Source organism: Rhodococcus sp. KBS0724 (genome assembly GCF_005938745.2).
Classification (GTDB): Bacteria; Actinomycetota; Actinomycetes; order Mycobacteriales; family Mycobacteriaceae; genus Rhodococcus_F.
Window position 1 is genome coordinate 4475030 of the sequence record NZ_VCBX02000001.1, and the last position, 19434, is coordinate 4494463.

The 19434-nt window shown below is 63.8% G+C and carries 18 protein-coding genes; 9 read left to right on the forward strand and 9 right to left on the reverse strand.

Going from position 1 to position 19434, the window contains the following annotated elements:
• Positions 1 to 34: 34 nt before the first annotated feature.
• From FFI94_RS20665 to FFI94_RS20675, 3 genes are read right to left on the reverse strand one after another with little or no spacing between them, the layout of a single operon-like run.
• The gene (locus tag FFI94_RS20665) at positions 35 to 790 is read right to left on the reverse strand and encodes an alpha/beta fold hydrolase (RefSeq protein ID WP_138869473.1); all 756 of its coding nucleotides are present in this window, start codon (positions 788 to 790) and stop codon (positions 35 to 37) included.
• A gap of 21 nt (positions 791 to 811) precedes the next feature.
• The gene (locus FFI94_RS20670) at positions 812 to 2365 is read right to left on the reverse strand and encodes a DNA polymerase Y family protein (RefSeq protein ID WP_185993269.1); all 1554 of its coding nucleotides are present in this window, start codon (positions 2363 to 2365) and stop codon (positions 812 to 814) included.
• Positions 2362 to 3123, reverse strand: coding sequence for a hypothetical protein (locus FFI94_RS20675; RefSeq protein ID WP_138873318.1), 762 nt, complete (start codon positions 3121 to 3123; stop codon positions 2362 to 2364). Before FFI94_RS20675 ends, FFI94_RS20670 begins: the two co-directional genes overlap by 4 nt.
• Before the next feature lie 275 nt (positions 3124 to 3398).
• On the opposite strand from FFI94_RS20675, the gene FFI94_RS20680 reads away from it, so the two are divergent.
• Positions 3399 to 4598 carry a serine/threonine-protein kinase gene (locus FFI94_RS20680; RefSeq protein ID WP_138869475.1) on the forward strand — a complete coding sequence of 400 codons (1200 nt, stop codon included), beginning with the start codon at positions 3399 to 3401 and terminating at the stop codon, positions 4596 to 4598.
• On the opposite strand, the gene FFI94_RS20685 is transcribed toward FFI94_RS20680, so the two are convergent.
• Together FFI94_RS20685 and FFI94_RS20690 are read right to left on the reverse strand one after the other, a co-directional pair.
• Positions 4588 to 5994 (reverse strand): FAD-binding oxidoreductase, encoded by a 1407-nt coding sequence (locus tag FFI94_RS20685; RefSeq protein WP_138869476.1) that lies wholly within the window; start codon positions 5992 to 5994, stop codon positions 4588 to 4590. The two genes, FFI94_RS20680 and FFI94_RS20685, sit on opposite strands and share 11 nt — an antisense overlap.
• Positions 5991 to 6839, reverse strand: a complete 849-nt coding sequence (locus FFI94_RS20690) for a class I SAM-dependent methyltransferase (RefSeq protein ID WP_138869477.1) — start codon at positions 6837 to 6839, stop codon at positions 5991 to 5993. Before FFI94_RS20690 ends, FFI94_RS20685 begins: the two co-directional genes overlap by 4 nt.
• Positions 6840 to 6965: 126 nt before the next feature.
• Here FFI94_RS20690 and FFI94_RS20695 point away from each other — a divergent pair, with 126 nt between their 5' ends.
• The 6 genes from FFI94_RS20695 to FFI94_RS20720 all read left to right on the forward strand — a co-directional run bounded on the left by FFI94_RS20695 (position 6966) and on the right by FFI94_RS20720 (position 12428).
• Positions 6966 to 7643, forward strand: a complete 678-nt coding sequence (locus FFI94_RS20695) for a helix-turn-helix domain-containing protein (RefSeq protein ID WP_138869478.1) — start codon at positions 6966 to 6968, stop codon at positions 7641 to 7643.
• A 111-nt stretch (positions 7644 to 7754) separates the two neighbouring features.
• Positions 7755 to 8339 (forward strand): M15 family metallopeptidase, encoded by a 585-nt coding sequence (locus FFI94_RS20700; protein WP_138869479.1) that lies wholly within the window; start codon positions 7755 to 7757, stop codon positions 8337 to 8339.
• Between the two features lie 2 nt (positions 8340 to 8341).
• The gene (locus FFI94_RS20705) at positions 8342 to 8983 is read left to right on the forward strand and encodes a phosphatase PAP2 family protein (RefSeq protein ID WP_138869480.1); all 642 of its coding nucleotides are present in this window, start codon (positions 8342 to 8344) and stop codon (positions 8981 to 8983) included.
• 53 nt (positions 8984 to 9036) lie between these two features.
• Positions 9037 to 9735, forward strand: coding sequence for a response regulator transcription factor (locus FFI94_RS20710; RefSeq protein WP_138873319.1), 699 nt, complete (start codon positions 9037 to 9039; stop codon positions 9733 to 9735).
• Positions 9732 to 11138, forward strand: coding sequence for a cell wall metabolism sensor histidine kinase WalK (locus tag FFI94_RS20715; RefSeq protein ID WP_138869481.1), 1407 nt, complete (start codon positions 9732 to 9734; stop codon positions 11136 to 11138). Before FFI94_RS20710 ends, FFI94_RS20715 begins: the two co-directional genes overlap by 4 nt.
• A gap of 84 nt (positions 11139 to 11222) precedes the next feature.
• On the forward strand, positions 11223 to 12428 hold the full coding sequence (locus FFI94_RS20720; protein ID WP_138869482.1) for an MFS transporter: 1206 nt from the start codon (positions 11223 to 11225) through the stop codon (positions 12426 to 12428).
• A 6-nt stretch (positions 12429 to 12434) separates the two neighbouring features.
• Here the strand turns inward: FFI94_RS20720 and FFI94_RS20725 are convergent, their stop codons facing one another.
• Genes FFI94_RS20725 through FFI94_RS20735 form a run of 3 tightly spaced genes read right to left on the reverse strand, consistent with a single transcriptional unit; the run spans position 12435 to position 15917 of the window.
• Positions 12435 to 13889, reverse strand: a complete 1455-nt coding sequence (locus FFI94_RS20725; RefSeq protein WP_138869483.1) for an MFS transporter — start codon at positions 13887 to 13889, stop codon at positions 12435 to 12437.
• 40 nt (positions 13890 to 13929) lie between these two features.
• Positions 13930 to 14589, reverse strand: a complete 660-nt coding sequence (locus tag FFI94_RS20730) for a response regulator transcription factor (RefSeq protein ID WP_138869484.1) — start codon at positions 14587 to 14589, stop codon at positions 13930 to 13932.
• Positions 14586 to 15917: an ATP-binding protein gene (locus FFI94_RS20735; protein WP_138869485.1), complete on the reverse strand. Its 1332-nt coding sequence runs from the start codon at positions 15915 to 15917 to the stop codon at positions 14586 to 14588. Before FFI94_RS20735 ends, FFI94_RS20730 begins: the two co-directional genes overlap by 4 nt.
• A 93-nt stretch (positions 15918 to 16010) precedes the next feature.
• Between FFI94_RS20735 and FFI94_RS20740 the strand changes: the two genes are divergently transcribed.
• Positions 16011 to 17369, forward strand: coding sequence for a PspC domain-containing protein (locus FFI94_RS20740; protein WP_138869486.1), 1359 nt, complete (start codon positions 16011 to 16013; stop codon positions 17367 to 17369).
• The gene (locus FFI94_RS20745; RefSeq protein ID WP_138869487.1) at positions 17369 to 17605 is read left to right on the forward strand and encodes a hypothetical protein; all 237 of its coding nucleotides are present in this window, start codon (positions 17369 to 17371) and stop codon (positions 17603 to 17605) included. The genes FFI94_RS20740 and FFI94_RS20745 overlap by 1 nt, the downstream gene beginning before the upstream one ends.
• 54 nt (positions 17606 to 17659) lie before the next feature.
• On the opposite strand, the gene guaA is transcribed toward FFI94_RS20745, so the two are convergent.
• Positions 17660 to 19231, reverse strand: a complete 1572-nt coding sequence (gene guaA / locus FFI94_RS20750) for a glutamine-hydrolyzing GMP synthase (RefSeq protein ID WP_138869488.1) — start codon at positions 19229 to 19231, stop codon at positions 17660 to 17662.
• Positions 19232 to 19434: the final 203 nt, after the last annotated feature.

The window sequence follows — 19434 nt, forward strand, 5'->3', positions numbered from 1 at the left end:
GTCGGCGGGTTCTCTACACATCTGGACGCCCGGTTTACGAAATAAAGGGCACCACTGCCGCCTCGAACTCACGGTAACCGTCACGATGCACGCTGTGACCGGTGCGAAATGACTTGACCTCGCAACGCTTGACCGTAGCCGTGACCTCACGTAGCCGGTCGGGATCCACCATGCCGCCGAGGCCGCCGCGCAGGAACAACGTGTCCGCTTCGATCAGCGGCAACGATTCCCACCACAGTTGGTCCGGTTGACGGAACTGCGTCAGCGCCGATCCCGTCATCGACTTGTCGAAGGCCAGAGCAGCCCGCGGGTGACGCACCAAACTTGTTGTTGCGTGCCACAGCTCGGACATACTCGGGAACGTGCGGGAAAACACCTGCTCCGGATCGCCCGGCCGAAGCGGGAGCGGTGCTTCCTCGATGACCAGCTTGCGTACGCCGCTCGTCCGCCGCTGCGCGATCAACGACGCCGCGTGCCCGCCGAGCGAGTGCCCCACCAGATCGACGTGATCGAGTTCCAAGTGATCACACACGTCCATGATGTCCTCGGCAAATTCCTCGAACAGGTACGACGATGCCCGAGCACTGCGCCCGTGCCCACGAAGGTCCACCGAGACGACGCGTCGATCACGGGACCGCAAGGTTCTGGCGAATCGGTCCCACGTGCCGCTGTCGCCGCCCATGCCGTGCACGAGGACAACCGGAGGCAGTTCGGCACTCCCGGAACCAGCCCCCGAATCTCGGTAGCTGATCTCGATTCCACCGGCACTGCGCACGTTAGCGATACTCACGATATTCCAGATTAGCCGTACTCACTCGTACACACCTTCCACAGACCACTCGCCGCCCTCGCAGATCATCAACAACGCGCGTGATTGTTCCAACAACACCTGCGCCCGCGCCGCCGTTCGCACCGCGGCCGTATCCCACCATCGCTCGTCGACCGGCCACGGACCAGCCCACCCCTGCACCGCCCATTCCTTGCTCCCCCACTTCAGCCTCGCCGGATGCGCACTGAACACTCCCCGTTCCGTGACATACACAGCTTTGCCCGACACATCTCCCAGCCACACTCGTGGATTGTCGGCATAAACCGATCCCGGCGACGGCTGCGGCAGCCGCCCTGGCCACGGAGCTTGCGGGTCATGCGCCGCTACCCGCTCATCACCCAAGGGCACCAACGTAATTCGCTCCAAAGGCCCCCTCCCGCCACTGAGGACACCCACCTGGACCGACTCGCCGCCCAAGAGCCCCTGCACTCGTACCAGCGCTCGCTTCGCCCGTTCGTCCTCGTCGCCCACCCCGCCCCAGAGACCCAATTGCAAGGCGCCGGCGTTGACCACCTCCACCGGTTCGAGGCGCAGCACGGTAATTCCTGCGGTGGGCTTGTCCTCACTGCGACCGGTAAGCCATCCGTCGAGTTGCCACCGCACTCGATCAGCAGTTCCTTCCGGCGTCAGTGGCTCGGCGCAGCGCCACGTGCGAGACAGGTGCTCGCCGTTTCCGGTGCTCGCCGATATCAGCAATCGCGTGCAGGCGACGCCGGCGGCAGACAACGTGCCATGTAGAAGAACCGCCAGGGCGCGCCCGGCAAAGGCTGCGGCGTCCACTCGTTCGATAGGCGGATCGTAATGCTGCTCCACATCGAGATCCGGTGGCAACGCCCGGGCCGACGGTGGTCGTTCCGGTTCACCGCGCGCCGCCCGGTGCGCCAGCACAGCGTCGGTACCGAACCGCGACGCCACGTCGACGGCAGGCAAGTCCGCAAAGGCCCCGATGGTTCTGATCCCGAGTCGGCGCAGCAGATCCACCAGCTCACCACGATGCGGCGCGGACAAACTCGGCTCGGCCGCCAACTCCGACATCGGCAGCGGAGCGAGAAACCGAGCGCCCTCACCGAGCGGCACCAGTGCGGCTCGTCGTGCAGCGATCACCGCCGTCGACAACTGATCGGCCACCCCGATCTGGCATTCGACTCCCACGGCAGCAACCTGATCCACCAGCCGTTCTGCCGCGGCCTCCTCGCTGCCGAAATAGCGACTGGCACCGCGTGAACTCAGCACCAACAGCCCCGGACGAAGCACCTCCACACCGGGTGCCGCCGCATCGACAGCCGCTGCAACCGGCTCGAACAACCGGGCATCCCGCTCTGGATCTGCCGCCGCCACATACAGTTCCGGGCACCGTGCCTGCGACTCGCGTCGACGCAGCCCACGACGAACCCCTTCCGATCGGGCCGTCGCGCTGCACGCAATCACCCTGTTGCCGGACGTCACCGCAACCGGGTGGGTAGCCGGAAGGTCGGCTACAGCAGCAGCTGCCACTGCCGGCCAGTCCGGACACCAGAGCGCCAGAACCCTGCTCACAGCGCCACCACCTGAGCTGCACTCACCTCGCGAGCAGGCTTCCATTCCACCCGTCCCGCTGCGCTGCAGATGTCCAGACGTGTGGTGCGAGGCTGGAACGAGCGCCCACGGGCACGCACGGCAAGGCTGAGCGATTCGAGTCGGCCCCGCCCCAACGCGCGTCCGCACCCGAAGCCACCGTAACCGTTGACCTGCGCCTCCAACCGCACCTCCACACCGTCCCAATGACCATCCGTCACAACAAGAGTGGAACCTTTACTGCGCGCGCGGGCCACCACTGCCCGCGCGCGCGACGGCGGCACCGACGCTCCCGCCAATCCCAGAATCACCAGATCCATACCGTCGAGCAGCACTGCGGCAACTTCGACCGGATCCGGCCCCGGATCCGGGACAAACGCGAGACGCTCCAACTGCGCACCCATCTCGTACGCGGCCAACACTCCTAGCTGCGGCTTGCCGACAACGGCAACATGCCCGCCTGACGCAGTCACCGTCGCCACCAACCCCACCAGCAACGACGCGGCCCCGGATACGGACACCACTGTTCCCCGCACCAATCCACCCTGCGGCAGCAACTCGGCGATACCGGCAGGCACCGGCAGGATTCCCGCCTTGTCCGCTCGGTCGCCGACCACTCCTACCGCGGCCTCCCCTACTGCGACCCCGAGGGGAACCGACGACACAACGTGCCCGTCACCGCGAGCAGGGATGGAGGCCATCCGGCTGCGGAGTTCCGCCAACCGATCCTGACGGGACATACCTGCCCCGTCGAATGAGGTCTCCACTGCTGAGGTCTCCACTACTTCGGTCACCTCGTGTACATCCCCGTTCCGCGACATTTCCGTGATATTCGGAAGCCGGCAAACCACGGGGAAGTCGTGGTCTGACACACATCGAACAGACAACAGTCGAACATATTTTCGATTCGTTTCCCAGTAAAGCCTGCCCCTGAGGACTCGTCAAGTAGCGACAAAAGTCCCAGTTCACACAAACCTCGAGGGTCACACCCGTATCAATCCTCTAACCTGGATACGTGACATCTCGAGAGCAGACAGGGAGGGGCATCGGCCCCGAATACCTGCTGGCAGGGCGGTACCGACTCCGATCCAAAATCGGCGGCGGCGGCATGGGCGCCGTCTGGCTGGCCCGCGACACCCTCCTCAGCCGCGACGTCGCGGTGAAACAGGTCACAACCACCGCCGGCCTCGACAACGAGAGCGCCGAGGAGATCCGCGCACGAACACTTCGTGAAGGCCGCAACGCCGCCAAACTCTCGCACCCCCACTCCATCGGCATGTACGACGTCGCTCTCGAAGCCGGCGAACCGTGGCTGGTCATGGAGTACTTCCCGTCTCGCAGCCTCGCACAGGCCATGAACCTCGCCGACACGCTGCCACCCCTCGAAGTTGCCCAGATCGGCGCTCAGATCGCCGCGGCACTCGCAGAATCGCACGCCGCCGGAATCGTCCATCGCGACATCAAACCGGGCAACATCCTCATTGCCGATCGCGGCGACTCCCTGGGCATCGTCAAGATCAGCGACTTCGGAATCGCGCGCGCCAAGAGTGACGGATCGGACCGCCAAGACGAAGTCATCACCGGCACCCCCGCCTACTTCGCCCCCGAAGTCGCCCGCGGCGACGACCCCACCGAAGCCAGCGACGTCTTCTCCCTCGGCTCGACTCTCTTCACGGTGATCGAAGGTCAACCGCCCTTCGGAATCGACTCCGACGCAATTGCATTGCTGCACCGAGTCGCCAAAGCCGAGATCTACCGTCCCACCAGATCCGGACCGCTCACGGACGTACTGCTCCAGCTTCTCGAACCGGATCCGACGCGCCGGCCCACCATGGCACAGGCCCGCGACGCACTCGCCGCGGTGGCAACCGGGGGCGGTTCCGTCGATCAGCTGATCGACATCCCCGTCTACTCATCCGACGGAGCGGTTCCGGCGTGGGCACACCGCACCACCCAACTCCCCGACCCGCACCGACGCAATCGTCTGGTCGGCCACACGGTCACCGGACTGCCTGCGGTGCAACAGAACACGCCACTCGGCTCTGTCCCCAGCCCGCTTGACCTGTTTTCGTGGCCGCCTCGGATACCCACCGGACCCGCCGACGCGAGCACCCGCGACAAAGTGGTCGCCTGGGCGCCGCTGGCCATGACCGCGATGGTGGCGATCATCATCGCGGCAATACTCATCGTGCTTGTCCTGGTGTTCACTGTTTGAGCGCCGATGCAGCCGGCTGGATATTGGCGTTGAGATGAAACACGTTGTCCGGGTCGTACCGTGCCTTGATCTGGGACAGACGCGCGTACTTGCCCGTTCCGTACGAGCTGCGAACCCGCTCTTCGTCCGCGTCGGTCATGAAATTGACGTAGCCACCAGGATTGGTCGACAAGGGACGCAACGCTTCCCAGAGATTCCGCACCCACGTTCGATCCAGATCCAGAGTCCCGGCATCCGTTGCCGTGGCGGTCATGTTGCACACGTAGTGCGGGGAGCGGGAACCACCGAACGCGGTATCGTCCTCGCCGACCGCGGTGAAGGCGCCTTGCAGCGGGAAGATCGGGATGAAAGACATCGGTGACGACTTCTTCACCGCATGTTCGGTCAGAACACCGATCACCTCATCGGAGAGATCCCCCAGGTCCAAAGCCTTCTCGTACGCGTACGCACCCCACGGTTCGGCGTCGTCGAGCATCGACTGCAACCCCGTGTACGGGAGCGGTGTGACGAACTCGAACAACGGCGGCAACGCTTCCCTGATGGGCGCAATCACCTGTGCATGCTCCTGCGCGGAACCGAAACCGGCTACCAGCAAGGCATATCCGGGATGAAAGTGGAATTGCTCCGGCACAAAGGCCGCCGGCGGCGCGGACAGCGTGGAGGCAATCAACGCACCGACGTTACGAGGCAGAGCAGGCACCACGTCGCGGCACAAACGCAGCGCATCCGGCCCGTCGTCCATCCCCCAGAAGAAGAACCCGAGATGCACTTCCGGTCCGATCGCGCTCAGCCGATACTCGAACTCGGTCACCACACCGAAGTTGCCTCCCCCGCCCCGCAACGCCCAGAACAAATCGGGGTGGTCGTCTTGCGACGCGCGCACAACCTCCCCGTCGGCAAGTACCACCTCCGCCGATGCCAGGTTGTCGATCGACAAGCCGAGCGTTCGGGTCAGCCACCCCATACCGCCGCCGAGTGTCAGACCGCCCACTCCGGTATCGCTGATCACCCCACCGGTCACTGCCAGGCCGTGTTCCTGCGTCGCGGCATCCAGGTTTGCCAAGGTCGCCCCGCCGCCTGCTCGCGCCGTACGAGCCGACGGATCCACACTCACGGTGTTCAGCGCGCTGAGATCGATCATCAGGCCGCCCTCGCACACCGAAGCCCCACGATACGAATGCCCACCACCGCGAACAGACACCTCCAGATCGTGTTCTCGCGCATACCCCAGCGCCGCAGCCACGTCCGCCGGCGAAAGACATCGGGCGATCCCAGCCGGCCGGTGATCGATCGAGCCGTTCCAGATGGCCCGAGCGTCGTCGTAGCCCGAATCTTCCGGGCCGAAAACCGGGCCGGTGACAGACGATCTCAACGGCTCGATATCAATGATTGTCATGACGTACTCCTGACACCTGTGACGAGTAGGTACTCCCAGCCCATGCCCGGGGAATCCCCTCCTGCCATGTACCTTCGAGCCAAGTCGACAAGATCCCGGTCGAGGGCCTCCGCCTTGGCGACGTCGTCGGCAATGTTGCGGTAGACGGCGATCGTCGGCCCGTAATTCTCCTTGAAAAAGTCGCGAAACTCTTCCGGATCACGGAACCTGCTCACCTGCAGCACTTCTCGGCGCATCGTCAGGTCGCGAACCCGATCACCGAACAACTCTCGAACATGACCCTCCTCACCCCACAACGGTGGCGGCTGCGAACCAGGAGGCGGGGCAGGTGCATACGGTTTCATGACTTTGAACATCTCTCCGATGAAACCTGTTGGCGTCCAACTCAGTACAGCAATTCTCCCGCCTTCCTTGCATACTCGAACAAGCTCATCTGCTGCTCGCTGGTGATGCGGCGCGAACATGACCCCGACGCACGAGAGCACCACGTCGAACTCACCGTCTGCATAAGGCAGATCCTCGGCATCAGCCTCCCGCCACTCGAGTTCGACACCCGCCTCGGACGCCATCTTCCTTCCCACATCGAACAATTCGGGAGTCAAGTCGGTTGCCACCACCTGCGCTCCGAGCGCCGCCGCGGGAATAGCCACATTGCCGGAACCCGCCGCGATGTCGAGAACCTGATCACCGGCGCGCACGCCACCGGCCGCCGCCACAACAGGGCCGAGTTCCGAGATGACCTCTATTGCCACCGCCGGATAATTGCCCAACCCCCACATCACTCTGTGCTTGGACTTGAGGGCCCGATCCGCCTCCACTGATTCAGATTGCGCTGCCTCAGTCATTATCGTTCTCCTCCATCAATTTTCGAAGTACCGATTTTCGCTCTGACCTCGACGTTACGACCATCGAGCGTCACTGATCCAGTACTGGATCTGTACCAGCCCCACCCATCGGCCTACGATTGACAAGTGGGGTCGTCGTACCGCCAGTTCTGCCCCGTCGCCAAGGCGATGGAGCTACTCGACGAGCGCTGGACGCTCCTGGTCCTGCGTGAACTCATCATGGGAAGTACCCATTTCAACGACCTTCGACGCGGCCTCCCCCGCATGTCGCCGACATTGCTGTCCAAACGTCTGCACCAACTCACTGCTGCCGGAATCACTTACCGAGACAACACCGACGGAGCCGTCACGTACCGCCTCACCGACGCCGGGCACGAGCTCCGCCCCGTCGTCGAGGCATTGGGAATCTGGGGCACCCGCTGGATCGGCGAACTCGGCGATCAGGATCTCGATCCCAAACTCCTTCTGTGGGACATGCATCGACGGGTGGATCACTCCGCTGTACCCGACGGAAAAACAGTGGTGCACTTCATCTTTTCCGAAATCGATCGACATTCACGAAACTGGTGGCTGGTCATCAACTCCGACGACGTCGAGGTCTGCGACCTCGACCCGGGATTCGACGTCACTGTGTCCATATCTGCCGGGCTCAGGCCGCTGACCGAGATCTGGCGCGGCGACCTGACGTGGTCCGACGCCATCCGATCCGGTGAGGTCACCATCTCCGGGCCGGAACCCCTGCGCCGTAGCCTGCCGTCGTGGTTCGAACTCTCCACCTTTGCCGCAACTCCCCGGCCTGTATAGCGCACACCCCACCAGCCCCGTTCCATCCCGTTACAGAGTTGTTGCACACCGTGACACAGTCGACGAACAGTGACCACCTGACGGTGACACTGACCGAGCAGCCTCGTCTGTATGCCCAGCCACCGTGGAATCATCCGCATCCTCGCACTCGGTGCAGTCGCATTCGGAGCACTCACGCTCAGCGCGTGCTCGTACACCGAAGCGGCTGAACCCAAGCGCGGTAACTACCTTGCCACTCAGCCTGATTCAGGACCCTCAGGTGGTGAGATCGAGGACAGTCTCAGCGTGGAGGACACTCATGTGCCCGCACTGGCCCGTCTCGATTCCGCACTTCTCACAGCGCTACAGTCGGCGGCAGCCGATGCCCGGGCGTCAGGGGTGGACATGCACGTCACCTCCGGATGGCGGTCCGCCGCCTACCAACAGAGACTGTTCGACGAAGCCGTTGTCAAGTACGGAAGCGTGAATGAAGCGTCCAAGTGGGTGCACACCCCGAGCCTGTCCAAACACGTCAGCGGACAGGCCGTCGACATCGGTCCGACAGACGCTAACGACTGGCTCGTCAGGCACGGCAGCGACTACGGCCTCTGTCAGACCTATTCCAACGAGATGTGGCATTTCGAATTGGCCACCACCCCGGGTGGAGAATGCCCGCCCCAGCTGAGCAACCCTTCGGACGAGAGAGCGGAAGGCTGACAGTGACACGAGTCAAACCAACGAGACTGATTGCCGCACTGGCACTCTTGATCCTCGGAGTCATCGAGTTCGAAGTGGCGGTCAACACGACCGGAGGTCAGATCGTCGACCAACAACTCATGGTGGGCGCGGCCACGTCCGGAGGACTCAGGGCGTTCTCCACCGAGTTCATCGGCCTCGTCACCCCAATTCTGCTAGTGGGAGGAGTGCTCATGGTGCTCATGATCACGTTGCGCAACAACCCGATTGCGCTGGCACTGCGCGTCGCCGTCGTGACCCTCGGCCCCATCACCACGGCGTGGGTTCTCAAACAATCGCTGGATCGACCTAATCTGAATGGTCTGGTGATGCACAATTCTTTTCCCAGCGGGACGCTGACGGCTATCGCTGCACTCGTCTGCGCGATCGTGCTCGCCACACCCGCCAGATGGCGGGTACTCGTCGCCGTCAACGGCGCGCTCATCACCATCGGGACCGCGATCTCCGTAGTCGTGTTGCAATGGCACCGGCCGAGTGACGTTCTCGGTGCACTACTCCTCGTCGGTTGCTACACCCTCGCGGTGTCGGCATTTCCGTTGAACACCACCGCCGCACGGCACGCGGTACTGGCAAACTCCGGTAACGAACGACTCTCGAGTGTGTGACACCTGTACCGTGGGCTGACCGAGATTCCTCCGACCACGGAAGGCCTGAGATCATGGTGAGCATCCTGTTCATAGAAGACGATCCAGCGGTGGCCGAGGCAATCACGTTGGGGCTGAACCGACTCGGGCACAACGTCAGCCATCGCCCCGACGGTAACGGCGATTTCGACGACGCCCTGGGCGCCACAGATCTCGTCCTGCTCGACCTCGGGCTCCCAGGGGCTGACGGTTACGAGATCTGTCGACGAATCCGCACCCGCAGTTCGATCCCGATCATCATCCTGACCGCTCGATCCGACGACATCGACACCGTTGCCGGTCTCGAGGCCGGCGCCGACGACTACGTCGTCAAACCGGCCAGTCCGCGTGTCCTCGATGCTCGGATCAAAGCCGTCGTGCGGCGCTCGGCGCCCGCAACGACGCGTCCAGACGTGGCGCCGGGTGCAGAGACGTTCGGCGACCTGGAATTGGATCGGTCGTCATTGCAGGTCCGCAAGGCCGGGACGCTGTTGACGCTCACCCCCACCGAACTCCGACTGATACTGGCACTGACCGAGAATCCCGGACAGGTTCTCAGCCGTCGACAGTTGTTGTCCGCAGCCTGGGACCAGGAGTACCTGGGCGATTCCCGAATCGTCGACGCAGCGGTGCAGCGACTGCGTGGAAAGATCGAGGACGACCCAGCAGTACCGACAGTCATCGAAACCGTGCGCGGCTTCGGCTATCGCTTCAACACCGGCTCAGCTCGATGAGACCGACCTGGTTTCGGGTCGACGGCCTGCGGACCCGGCTCGTGCTCGTGTTCATCGCGATCGTCGTGATCATCGCCGGAGGAACAGCCGGCGTCGTCTCGCTCATGGCGCGGTCATGGATCTATTCCAATGCTCAGGACGTGGCAACGGCACAGTTTCGCGACGAACTACAGTCGCTGAACGGCATGCCGGTGGACGGATTGACACCCGCCAATCTCTCCCAGGTCTTCCCCTCCGACATGACACTGATCGCGGGCGGTGAGGTAATCCGCCAAGGATCCGTCGATCCCTCGACGATCCCACCGAGCTTCGACAGCGGTTTGGACAGTGCCAAACTCATTCGCTTCGAACGGCTCGACTCCCAGCGCATTCTGCTGGGAATGTCGGTCTACGTCACGGACACGACCTCGGCGGACGGTTACGACGACCAGACACTCGTGAAGGCCGTCACTGTCCGGCCACTGGTGGGCGTGCAAGACAAGTTCGACGACTTGCTTCGGGCTGTCGGCCTCACCCTCGCTGCGGGCGTATTGGTGAGTGGCCTGCTCGGACTCTGGATCGCGTCGACGCTGGTGCGTCCGCTGAAGCGTCTGGACGACGCTGCGGCCCGTGCCGCCGACGGCGACCTGAGCGTCCGGCTCCCCGAAGACGGAGTAGCCGAACTCGCTCAGGTGACAACAACATTCAACAACCTGGTGGCCCGCAACGAAGCGGTGATCACCGGGCTCGAAGAATCGGAAGAGCAGGCAAGACGGTTCGTCGCCGACGTCTCTCACGAGCTTCGGACGCCATTGGCCGCCCTGGTGCCGGTCAGCGAAATACTTCGCGAAGAGATCCCTAACCTTCCGCCGGACGCCGGCGCCGCCGCGCGCATCGTGAGCAGTGAAATCGGCAAACTCGCCCGACTGGTCGAAGACCTGATCGAAATGTCTCGCCACGACTCACAACAGGCAAAACTCGTCCTCGACGACGTCGACCTCGTCGAACTGGCCGAGCGCACACTCGCAAGCCGAGGCTGGACCGAAACCGTCGAACTGAACGCGCCCGAAAGCATCAGCGGCAGAGTGGATTCGCGTCGGATCGACGTAGTCGTCGCGAACCTCGTCGGCAATGCGCTGCGTCACGGTTCACCCCCGGTTCGCGTCGAGTTGAGCGGCGAATCAGGTTACGCCGTCATCGCCGTCGTCGACCACGGTCCCGGGATTTCGCCCCAGGACCGGCAGGCGGTATTTCGCCGGTTCTACAAGGTGGACACCGCGCGCGGACGGAGCGAGGGCAGCGGGTTGGGACTCTCGCTTGCTGTCGAGAACGTCCACTTGCACGGCGGCACCATCGGCGTCGACCAGGTGGATGGACACACAGTTTTCACAGTTCGCCTCCCCATTGACAACCAATACCCATGACCACATTTTGGGATTCAAGTTTCAGCATGTGAAATAGCCGGAGTACCGTCAGAGCCCTCAGCTAAGAAGAACGGGAGGCTCACCATGACGGAGGCGTCACGGCTGGAAAAATCGGTAGTCACACCGCGGGCGTGGGCGATGCTTGCCCTCGGTGTTGCCGCCCAAGCCGCCGGAACCGTCTTCGTCAGCACACCTGCCTTCCTGATCCCGCTCCTGCATTCCGAGCACGGACTCTCCCTCGCGCAGGCCGGAACACTCGCTGCAGCACCCACTTTCGGCATGGTTCTCACACTCGTCGCATGGGGCGCGCTGGCCGACAGATTCGGCGAGAAGTGGGTCATCTCGATCGGACTTGCCTTGCCGGCAGTTGCCGCTCTGGCGGCCACCACCACCGACAACTACGCGTTGCTCGGTATCGCATTCCTGTTCGGCGGTATGTCGGCCGCCGCCACCAACGCCGCCAGCGGGCGCGTGGTTGTCGGGTGGTTCCCCAAGGACCGCCGCGGATTGGCAATGGGCATCCGGCAGATGTCCCAACCATTGGGCGTCACCATCGCGTCGGTCACCGTCCCGACGCTGGCTGCTCACTCGGGAATAGCTTCGGCGGTTGCTCTGTCCGTGGTTCTGAACGGGGCACTTGCACTTGTCTGCGCACTTGCCCTGGTCAATCCCCCTCGGCCCGTCGCCACCGCGCACGCACCCACCGCGGCCGTCAACCCCTACCGGTCGAACTCGTTCTTGTGGCGCATCCACCTGGCGTCCGCTCTGCTGGTGTTTCCGCAGTTCACACTGTCGACCTTCGGACTGGTCTGGCTGATCAACGAGCAACAGTGGGAGGCCGCACCCGCCGGTCTGCTCATCGGTGCATCGCAGTTCGTCGGGGCACTGGGACGCATCGTCGTCGGAATGTGGAGTGACCGTGCCGGCAGTCGGGTCCGGCCGCTGCGCCTGGTGTCGATATCGGCTGCCGTAGTCATGCTGGCCATGGCCGCCGCCGACGCCGCCCCCTGGGGAATCCCGGCGCTGGTACTGCTGATCGCCACCACCGTCAGTGTCGCGGACAACGGCTTGGCATTCACGTCCGTCGCCGAAGCGTCCGGGTCGCAGTGGCAGGGAAAAGCGTTGGGCGCTCAGAACACCGGGCAATTCATTGCCGCGTCCGCTGTGGGGCCGGTAGTCGGCGCACTCATCGGCGTGGTCGGGTATCCCATCGCGTTTGCGATAGTCGCAGCCTTTCCCGCCGCGGCAATCCCGTTGATACCGACACACGATCGAGATATCAGCGTCTAGTTTCGTCTAGTTCTCGGCCGGATTCGGTTGTACCGCAGGCCCCGTCAGATCACAATGAGGTTTGCAGGCAACCGAATCCGTTTCGGGCATCGGCGGCGCCGCCGGAGTGCGGATCAGTACCGCCGCAATAGCCGCCCCGAGCAACAACAACCCCACGCAGATATACATCGCGATCGTGAATCCGTCGGAGAACAACCCCGGATCCACCAGAGCCTCGGTGCCTATCCCCGCGATTCCCGGCAACGCCGCAACCGCCAGGAGTTGACTGGTGCGGGCAACGGCGTTGTTCACACCCGACGCAATGCCCGACTGTTCCACCGGAACCGAACCCAGCACGGCCGCGGTCAGCGGCGCCACCATCACCGACAACCCCAGACCGAACACGAGCACTCCGGGCAGCACATCGGTGAGGTACGACGCGTCGACCCCGATCCGCGTCATCAACACCAATCCCACTGCTGCCACCGCCGGGCCGGCCGTCATCGGCAACCGCGGTCCGTGAACCTGCGCGTATCTACCGGCACGCGACGAAAAGAGCAGCAGCGCCAGCGTGATCGGCACCGTAGCGACCCCCGCTGCCACCGGTGAATAGCCCGCGACCAGTTGCAACTGCAGCACCAGAAGAAAGAACACACCACCCAGCGCCGCATACACCGCGAGGGTCACCAGATTGGCGGCGACAAACATTCTCGACCGGAACAACGACGGTGGCACCACCGCACTCGGCGACCGCCGCTCCACAACGACGAACAGGCACAACACGAGCCCGCCCACCACTCCCGCGACCAGATTCATCTCGATCAACCCGTAGGTCAATCCGCCGAGACCGAGTACCGCACAGGCAGATCCCAGCACATCCAGACGTTCCGGCGGATGCGGGTCACGGCTCTCGGGAACGTGCCGCACACTCGCCCACACCACAAGAGCAGCCAACGGCAAGTTCAGGAAGAACACCGACCGCCACCCGGCGACCTCCACGAGCCAACCACCGAACAGCGGACCTATCGCTCCCGCAACACCCCCGAGCCCAGACCACAAACCGATTGCAGCGCCCCGATCCTCCTCCCGTAACGACGCCGAGATAATGGCCAGGCTGCCCGGTGTCAGCAATGCCGCACCCACGCCTTGCAAGATTCGTGCCACCACGAGAAACGTGATGTCGGGAGCAATGCCGCACAGCAGCGACGCCACCGCGAACCACACCGTGCCCCACACGAACACCCGGCGCCTGCCCCACCGATCCCCCAGAGCGCCGCCGAGCAGAATCAACGACGCCAAGGCCAACGTGTATCCGCTGAGCGTCCACTGCAAGCCCGCCACCCCGGACCCCAACTCCTCGCCGATGTGCGGTAGCGCGATATTGACCACCGTGCCGTCGAGAAGAGCCATGCTCGAACCCAGAACCGTCGCGGCAACAACCCAGCGCCCCCGTGCCGATGCCAGCGCCAATGGTTCCGTCATGTGGTCCATGGTGCGCGCCCGAGGACGCTCGCGGAAGAGTTCAGTCGATCTGGCGGCGATGAGCCCAACGCGTCAGGGCATTGCGATTGGACTGCTGAGTCTTTCGCAGGACGTTGGACGCATGCGTCTCGACGGTCTTCACGGAGATCACCAGTTCTTCCGCAATCTCGCGATAGGTGTACCCCCGCGCGAGCAACCGCAGGACCTCGAGTTCACGGGGAGTCAGTGAATCGAGTTCCGGATCGAGTTGAGGTTCCGGTGCGGCAGATCGACCGGTGAAGGAATCGAGCACAAACCCCGCCAACCGGGGTCCGAAGACGGCGTCGCCGCCTGCGACCCGGCGAACACCGTCTGCCAGTTCCGACCCGGAAATCGTTTTGGTGACGTAGCCCCGAGCACCCGCCCGGATCACCGCGATGACGTCCTCAGCCGCATCGGAGACGCTGAGCGCCAGGCACACCGGACCGGAATCTATCCCGCGCAGCACGGCGACTCCGCCACCGTCCGGCATGTGTACGTCGAGCAGGACCACGTGCGGTTTCATCGAATTGATCCCGGCGATCGCCTCGGCCACACCGCCGGCTTCGCCGACAATCTCCATGTCGTCCTCGCGAGACAATTCGGCCCGAACCCCGGAGCGGAACACCCCGTGATCGTCGACCAGAAAAACGCGATACGGGGGTGTGGGCGGAACTGTCACTGGGGCGCTTCCTCCGGGTTGTCGACATGATCTGCAGGCTCGTCCCACTGTAAGTCAGAGTCGGTGCTCGTCTTACCCCCGAGCGGCATGTGCACCCGAATCTCCGTCCCCTTGCCGATGGTGGAGCGAACCACGACGCGGCCACCACGACGCTCGATCCGGCCGCGAATCGACTTTGCCAGACCCTGACGGTCCTCTGGCACCGCGTCGACGTCGAATCCCACGCCGCGATCTCGAACGAAGATACTCACCTGATCACCCTCCACCTCGGCAAACAGGTTGATCTCCTTCTCTCCGGAATGCTTCGCGGCGTTGACCAGAGCCTCCCGCGTCGCACCGAGAAGAGCCGTGAACGCTTCCTTCGGCAGACCGTCCTCACCATCGAGCTGCACGTCGCCCACCGTCACCGGCCGAACCGTCACGCCGTGCTGATCCTCGACCTCACCCGCGATGATCTTGAGTCCCTCGGTCAAGCTCGTGTGGTCGATCTCGCCGCCACTGAACAGCCACTTCCGTAGCTCGCGCTCCTGCCCACGGGCAAGCCTCGCCACCTCCGCCGGATTGTCGGACTGCTTCTGGATCAACGCCAGCGTCTGCAACACAGAATCATGCAGGTGCGACGCGATCTCTTCACGCTCGTCGTTGCGAATTCGAGCGGCTCGCTCGGCACCGAGCGCCCGCCACATCCGCAACCACAACGGAACCGTCAGCAAGCCGGCACCGATCAACGTCACGACGACGGCCAACAACGACGACCGCAACGCGTCGATGTCGACCTGCGCCAACACCACCACGGCCAGACCCAGCACGATCATCGAGGCGCCGCCGACCACACGCGTCCACGTCAGGACGGTCGGCCGCGCCGGCAACCCGATGACGGTGCGCGGGCCGTCGGAATCGAACTCCCGCCACACCAGCGCCGCACCGACGGCAACAACAAAGAACGGCGCCAGTACCGAACCCGCCGTGCCACTGAACAACCACGACAATGCCGCCGCGCCGCCCAGACCGAGAGCGGCCAGACCGTAAGCGCGCTGACGCTCCGCCGCGCTCGGCTTGTCGGTGTCGGTACCCGCCGAAACGAAAACCCAGAGAATTCCGTACGCCACGATGCCCGCACCGGCCATCGCAGCCAAAATCGCAAACGCAACGCGAACCTTCAGCGCGTCGATGCCAAGGTGATCCGCGATACCGCCAGCAACACCACCCACAATTCGACCGCCGGCGCGCCGCTCCAACTTTCGTATCGGCAGCGGCGCACTCACGAGCGCGGGATCAGACACAGATTGCACATAGTCGATACTGGCACGAACCCTGCTCGAACACATCAGGGTCCAACCCTGAAGTCAGGCTCGCAGCGCGCCAAAGATCAGGGTCCACCCCTGATGCGGCAACACCACCGAACACACCACGATGGAGCCATGAGTAATCCGACCTTCCAGGAACAGATCAACGATCTGTGGCGGACCCGCCCCGTGCGTCTACCGGACCAGGGTCACGTTGCCGGCGTATGCGCAGGAATCGGATACCGATACGGTGTCGACCCGATCCTCGTGCGCGTCGCCTTTGTCATCTCGACCATCTTCGGCGGCTCCGGAATATTGCTGTACGTCCTGGCCTGGCTGACTTTCCCACGCGCCGACATCGGCCACACCGCAGCAGTGCCCGGGCGCCGCCATCGATCGGACAAGCACACAAAAACCATCGTCCTGGTGGTCGCTCTTGCCATCGCCGCGACCACTATCGGTCCTCTCGGCGCCGGCCAAGGCGGTTCGGGGCTGATCGGCGTCATGCTGATGCTCGGTGGCCTGTGGCTGCTCTACCAACGCCAACCCGTCCCACCGGCGCTGCCACCGTCATTCACGCAGCACATCGGCGCCGGAACGGTCTATCCCGGAACAGGATTCACCCCCGGACCATTCACCCCCGGATACTTCACCCCCGGCAATTTCGACCCTGGTAATTTCGCCCCGAACCAGCCGTCGACGTACACGCCGTACACCAAGCTTCCCGACAGCTACGTTCCCACCGAACCGAGCACGACAACTGCGGCATCGGAATCTGCACCAGCAGTTGATCTCTCGAAGAACGAGCCCACGATCACTCCCCCGGCCTGGGATCCGCTGGGCGTCGCCCCCTTCGCCTGGGATCTCCCCGACCCCGTCACCAAAAACCCGCCCCTGCTCCCGCTTCCACCTCGGCGCCGACGCTCCCGCTGGACCCTGACCGTCCTGGGCCTGGCGATCATCGCCGCCTCCGCAGTAGGAGCCGCAGGCGCCGCAACCGGCAACGACTGGTTCACCCCAGGCCGCGTCGGCGCAGTCGGACTTGCCGTGATCGCCCTCGGGATGATCTTCGGGGCATTCTTCCGCAAGGGATACGGACTGCTGATCGTCACCGGACCACTCGTCGGATTCGTGATCCTCGCGTCGCTGGTGTATCCCCTCGAATTCGACGCGTCGGGTGAACAGAAGTGGACACCGACAAGTGTGTCCGAGATCGAGTCGTCGTACTCCGGCGGCTTCGGCAGCTTCACCCTGGATCTGAGCAAGGTCGCGTTCACCGAGGACAAAACCATCGACGTCTCAGCAGCATTCGGCGAATTCAAGGTCTACGTGCCGGACAACGTCAAGGTACAGAACGACTGCACAGTCGTGATGGGTGACGGATCCCGTTGCCTCGACGGTGGTGTCCACGCGGGCGCCCAGGCCGGACCCGATGCCCCCACCCTGACGATCAATGCCAAAGCCACATTCGGCGCCTTGGAGGTACACCAGTGATGAGCGATTTCGACGACATCGGTAACAGCACCGACGAGCACGAGGAAACCCCGAAGTCCAAGCGTCCGTCAGCACTTCTGCTCATAGCGGGAATCGCGGCATTCCTGGTCAGCGGATGGGCCCTCCTCGGACCCTTCTCCCTCGCGCCGGCCGGAGACATCCAATTCCGGTGGCTGTTCGTGGGAGCAGCAGTCATCGCCGGCCTGCTGCTGGTAATTCTGCCGAACCGCAAATAGCACTGTGCGCCTTTGTCAACCGCCCGCGGTTGACAAAGGCGCACAGCAATCAGCTCACTCCCACTCGATCGTTCCCGGCGGCTTGCTCGTCACGTCGAGAACAACGCGATTGACATCCGGAACCTCGTTGGTGATGCGGGTGGAGATGCGCTCGAGGGTCTCGTACGGCAAACGCGTCCAGTCTGCGGTCATGGCGTCTTCACTCGACACCGGACGCAAGACGATCGGATGGCCGTAGGTACGGCCGTCGCCCTGCACACCCACGCTGCGCACGTCGGCAAGGAGGACAACCGGGCACTGCCAGATCGTCCCGTCGAGGCCCGCGGACGTAAGTTCTTCACGCGCAATGGAATCCGCCTGGCGGAGGATTTCAAGGCGATCACGGGTGACCTCACCGATGATGCGAATACCCAGACCCGGTCCGGGGAACGGTTGGCGTCCGACGATCTCTTCCGGCAAGCCGAGTTCGCGACCGACTGCCCGGACCTCGTCCTTGAACAGCAGGCGCAGCGGTTCCACCAACTTGAACTGCAGATCTTCCGGCAGGCCACCGACGTTGTGGTGGCTCTTGATGTTTGCAGTCCCGGTGCCACCACCGGACTCCACGACATCCGGGTACAGGGTGCCCTGAACGAGGAAGTCGACAGTTGCGCCCTGAGAAGCGTTCTCGCCCAGGACATCGCTGACAGCGCCTTCGAAGCTGCGAATGAATTCGCGGCCGATGATCTTGCGCTTGGTTTCGGGGTCGGTGACACCGGCCAGTTCACCGATGAAGGTGTCGGCGGCATCAACCGTAATCAGGCGAGCGCCCGTCGCGGCAACAAAGTCCTTCTCGACCTGGGTACGCTCACCGGCACGCATCAAGCCGTGATCGACGAACACACAGGTCAACCGGTCGCCGATAGCGCGCTGAACCAACGCAGCGGCAACAGCGGAGTCGACGCCACCGGACAGACCACAGATCGCATGGCCGTCGCCGACCTGCTCGCGGACCTGCTCGATGAGCGCGTCGGCGATATTGGACGCCGTCCACGCCGCCGGGATACCGGCGATCTCATGCAGGAAGCGGCTCAGGACCTGTTGCCCGTGCGGGGAATGCAGAACCTCAGGGTGGTACTGGACGCCGGCCAGCTTGCGAGCGCGATCCTCGAACGCCGCGACGGGAGCGCCATCGCTGGTCGCGGTGACCTCGAAGCCCGAAGGCGCTTCGGTGACGGCGTCGCCGTGGCTCATCCACACCGGCTGCGTCGTGGGAAGTCCGTCGTGGAGCAGACCACCGGACACCGAGATGTCGGTGCGCCCGTACTCACGGGTTCCGGTCTCGGCAACGGTTCCGCCGAGGGCTCCGGCCATGGCCTGGAATCCGTAGCAAATGCCGAACACCGGAATGTCATGGTCGAACAGGGCCGGATCGAGCTTCGGAGCGCCGTCGGCGTACACGCTGGACGGCCCGCCGGAGAGCACAACAGCCAAGGGCTTCTTGGCCACAATCTCCTCGACGGTCATGGTGTGCGGAATCACCTCCGAGTAGACCTTGGCCTCACGGACTCGACGCGCGATCAGCTGCGCGTACTGCGCACCGAAGTCGACGACAAGAACTGGTCTCTGTTGCTCGATATCTGCCACACGTGCAGTCTAATCGCCTCAGCCCGTGCTTCTGCCCACGCCCGGACTCCGCCTGCGCCGCGATCGAATGGACGCGACGTACGTCACTGCGCAGCCGGACCCGTAGAAAGTCGGGGCGACCGCCCGTCGATCTAGACGACTGTCCAGGTCAGTGGCCACCCCTGCACTTGCCGCTTAGTTTCGACAACTAATTCTATGACGTC